1 protein-coding gene is annotated in these 4838 nt (G+C 40.6%); it reads right to left on the bottom strand.

The genetic code is table 11. The annotated features are described in order from the left end of the window. A partial coding sequence (locus EP1_RS13585) for a SpaA isopeptide-forming pilin-related protein (RefSeq protein ID WP_281176175.1) occupies positions 1-4838 on the bottom strand: 4838 nt, incomplete at both ends.

The raw sequence follows: 4838 nt of genomic DNA, 5'->3' as shown, positions 1-4838 counted from the left end.
CAAATTGATAATCGCCAGGGGCTAAATGATCAATCGTGACTTTACCTTCTTTGTCAGATTTCAAAGGTTGAGCATTAACCACTTTGCCTTCTCTATCTAGGACATTGAATTCGGCGCCGGCTAAAGGTTGATTATTTTTATCGGTTTTAATCAATTCCGCAGAACCTTGATAGTTTGTAAAATTACCCACTTCGATAACTTCTGGTTGCCCCTCTGCTTTGTCAGCGATTGTAAAGTCAACGGGTTTAGTATTCAATACATAACCTGTTGGGGCTTTTGTTTCCACAAATTGATAATCGCCAGGGGCTAAATGATCAATCGTGACTTTACCTTCTTTGTCAGATTTCAAAGGTTGAGCGTTAACCACTTCGCCTTCGTTGTCTAAGACATTGAATTCGGCTCCAGCTAAAGGTTGATTCTTTTCATCGGTTTTAATTAATTCCACAGAACCTTGGTAATTAATCAAGTCACCTAATTCAATTGGTTTTGGTTCATTCAATTGTGCTTTAACATCAAACGGATGAGCCTTCGTATCTAATAAGTAGCCTTTTGGTGCTTGTTTTTCAACTAGCACATAGTGACCTTCCTCTAAGCCTTTTGCGTAAACTTTCCCTTGAGCATCGGTAGTAATTTTAGTAGCAGTTTGACCATTTGCATCAATAAATTTAATTGCTTTACCGATTGGCTGATTTTCTTTATCAGCGGCATAAATTTCAAAAATCGCTCCGGCTAACGCTTGACCATTGCCCCCGACTTTTTTACCGGTAATTTCGCTTTGATAATTTTTGAAATTCAAATTATCAACTTCACCGGGATGATCAGTAGCTATCGTAAAGTAAATTGGTTGTGTATTGCTGATATACCCTGGTGCCGGTTTAATTTCCACCAATTTGTAATTGCCCACAGGTAAATCATCAATCGGCAATTTGCCATCAGCTGATACGGTCAATTCCGAAACCTTGCTTTCTTGGCCATTTTTATCGATGCGCCATAAAACAAATTGTGTCCCGGCAATTGATTTCCCCTCACCGACTTTAGTAACTGCGGCTTGACCTTTGAAGTTTTGGAAATGACCGAAATCAAATTGATATTCTGGATCTTTTTGCGGGTCACCTTGGGCATGTGGGGCGATGTCAACTTTGATTAAGGAATCATTAATTACATAATCTAAATCACTACCCGCTACTTTCGGCGCCACAATTTCTTTAAAGTAATAGGTTCCTGGTGCCAAATGATCGAAGATAACACTTCCAGCAGTGTCACTAGTAACTTTTTTGCCGGTGGATTGTTGCTTGTCGTCGAATAATTCGAAGACCGCGCCCTTCAAAGCTTCACCATTAGAATTGACTTTAGTGATTTTAAATGAACCTTGATAATTGATGAAGTGCCCTACAGAAACAACGACCGGTTTTCCATCAGCTTTGTCAGCGATGGTAAAGTCAATTTTCGTTGTATTCAATACATAACCAGTTGGCGCTTTAGTTTCTTCAAATTGATAATCACCAGGCGCTAGATTGTCGATTGTGACTTTTCCGTCTTTGTCGGAAACTAACGCTTGGGTATTAACGACTTTACCTTTACTATCTAAAACATTGAACTCGGCATCAGCTAAAGCATTGCCTTGATCGTCAGTCTTGATTAATTCTGCAGATCCTTGGTAGTTGGTAAAGTTACCCACTTCTAGAATTTCTGGTTGACCATCTGCTTTATCAACGATTGTAAAATCAATTGGTTTTGTATTTAAAACATAACCAGTTGGCGCTTTGGTTTCTACAAATTGATAATTGCCAGGCGCTAAATGATCGATTGTGACTTCACCATCTTTGTCAGAAACTAACGCTTGAGCGTTAACGACTTTACCTTCGCTGTCTAAGACGTTAAATTCTGCACCAGCTAAAACTTCTCCAGCTTCATCAGTTTTAATCAACTCAGCAGATCCTTGATAGTTCGTAAAGTTGCCAACTTCCAGAATTTCTGGTTGGCCTTTTCCTTGATAGGCAATCGTGAAACGAATTGGTTCGCTATTTAGAATATAGCCTGTAGGTGCCACGACTTCTTTAAAGTAATAGGTCCCCGGGGCTAAATGGTCAATCGTGACTTTCCCATCTTTATCGGAAACTAGTGGTTGAGCATTCATGACTTGGCCAGCGGTGTTTGTGACGTTGAATTTAGCACCGGCTAAAGCCTTCCCTTGATCGTCAGTTTTAATCAACTCAGCGGCACCTTGGTAGTTGATAAAGTTACCAACTTTAACGACAGCTGGTGCATCGGCGGCTTGGTCAGTGATTGTAAAGTCAATTTTCGTCGTGTTTAAAATATAACCAGTTGGTGCTTTGATTTCCACAAATTGATAATCCCCAGGAGCCAAATGATCCACGTTGATTTTACCTTCTGGATTGGCAATTAAAGGTTTCTTATTAACAACTTTGCCGGAACTATCTAAAACATTGAATTCGGCATCGGCTAAAGTATTCCCTTGGTCATCGGTCTTGATTAATTCCGCTGATCCTTGGTAGTTGATGAAATCTCCCACTGAAACGACGGCTGGTTTGCCTTCTGCTTGATTGGCAATGGTGAAAGCAACTTTCGTGGTATTCAATAAGTACCCTACAGGAGCTTTGGTTTCCACAAATTGATAATCGCCAGGGGCTAAATGATCAATCGTCACTTTACCTTCTTTGTCGGAGATTAAAGGTTTCTTATTAACAACTTTGCCGGAACTGTCTAAAACATTAAATTCAGCTCCTGCTAATTTATGACCATCTGTATCTTTTTTAATTAATTCCGCTGAACCTTGATAGTCGATAAAATCTCCTAATTTAATTGGTTCTGGTTTATTCAATTGTTCGGTTACTTCAAAAGGATGGACAGTAGTATCTAACAAATAACCTTTTGGTGCACTTTTTTCGATTAAAACATAATGACCAATTTCTAAACCTTTGGCATAGATTTCACCAATTTTATCGGTAGTAATCAAGCTTGTTTCAATGTCATGGCGATCCAAGAATTTCACTGGATCCCCCATTGGTTGATTGTTTTGATCCGCTTGATAAATTTCATAGGTTGCCCCAGCCAATGCTTCTTTTTCAGCATTAACTTTACTGCCAATCACTTCAACTTGGTAATTGTCGAAGTTTAGATTATCGACTTCTCCTGGTTGATTTTCCTTAACGGTGAAGTAAATTGGTTGGCTGTTCAAAATATGATGGGGAGCAGCTTTGATTTCCAGCAATTTATAATTACCGGCCCCTAATTTGGAGAGATCCAGTTTACCGCTTTGATCAACGGTAAAATCACTGAGCTGTCTTTGGACCCCATCAGGAGCGATTACCCATAAACGGAAGACTGCGCCGGCGGCTGAACCACCTTTAGCATTTTTCGTCACATCGGCTTCCCCAGTAAAGTTTTGGAAATTTCCTAAATCGTAATGGAATTCTTGATCGGTTTCGGGATTACCCTTAGCATGATTGGCGATAGTTACTTTAATCATGGAATCGTTGATGACATAATCTAAATCGGTGCCTTCAACTTTCGGTGCTACGATTTCTTTAAAGTAATAGGTACCGGGTGCCAAATGATCAAATCTAACCACACCATCTTTACCACTGGTTACTTTGCGGCCAGTAGATTGGCCATGTCCGTCGAATAATTCGAAGACCGCACCCGCTAAAGGTTGATTCTTCGAGTTGACTTTGGTGATGATAAAACCACCTTGGTAATCAAGATAATCTCCTAAGTCTAGGATTTTCGGTTCTCCCGTATGTTTAGCAGCAATCGTAAAGCTTAAGTTTTCGGTATTGATCAAAAATCCTGCAGGTGCTTTGGTTTCCACAAAGACATAATGCCCTGGTGATAAATTTTCAGCTAGCACCCGACCATTAGCATCGGAAACTAAATTTTGTTGTAGCGGTTCACCAGTTGGTTTACCTTGATCATCAGCGGCGTATAAAGCAAAGACTGCGCCAGCTAAGGGATTTTTTTTGTCATCGGTTTTGCGGAAAGCCGCTGAACCTTGATAGTTGATAAAATTATCTGTTGCCGTAACAACGGCTGGTTTGCCGAAAACTTGATTGGCAATCGTAAAGGACACTGGCGTTGTATTCAGTAAATAACCATTTGGTGCTTTGGTTTCCACAAATGAATAGTTGCCTGGCGCCAAACCAGTGATGCTGACGACCCCGTTTTGATTGGAGACTAAAGGTTGGCTGTTAACCACGTTACCGGCACTATCCAATACGTTAAAGCTAGCACCGGCAAGTGGATTGCCTTCTTGATCTTTTTTAATCAGTTGCGCTGAACCTTGATAATTGGTAACAGCTAAATGGATCTCACCAATTTGATGACTGTTATTCATGGTGACGTCAAAAATAATTGGATTTGGATTTAAAATATAACCGGCTGGCGCTTTAATTTCCGTAATGCGGTAAGTGCCCACCGTCATACCTAAAATTGACAGTTGCCCATTGGCATCTGTGACATCACGACCGCCTAAATCCACCGGTGTCCAAAGGTATTGATTCAATAAACCGATTTTGTCTAATTTTTCTAATTTAAATTGCGCTCCCGCCAATGGTGAACCATCTTCGGCCGCTTTCTTCAAAATGATCGAAGTTTTACGGTTGATAATCACAGTTGGTGAAGCGGATTGGCTAGAGGTTTGAGCAGAAATCGTGATGCGTTTGCCCCGAACCAATTCATCGGAAATTGTATAGCCAGGAGCAGTTGCGGTTTCTACCAAAAGGTAATCACCATAAGGCAAGCCGCCAAAAGTAATTAGACCAAGGGAATTAACATCCCCTTCCCGCAAGAGTTGTTTCTTTTCGGTATCCCACAATTGG

The organism is Enterococcus pseudoavium NBRC 100491 (genome assembly GCF_001544295.1).
Lineage (GTDB): Bacteria > Bacillota > Bacilli > Lactobacillales > Enterococcaceae > Enterococcus_A > Enterococcus_A pseudoavium.
Note: the sequence above shows the minus strand (reverse complement) of the source record. Positions and strands in the feature narration are given on the sequence as shown.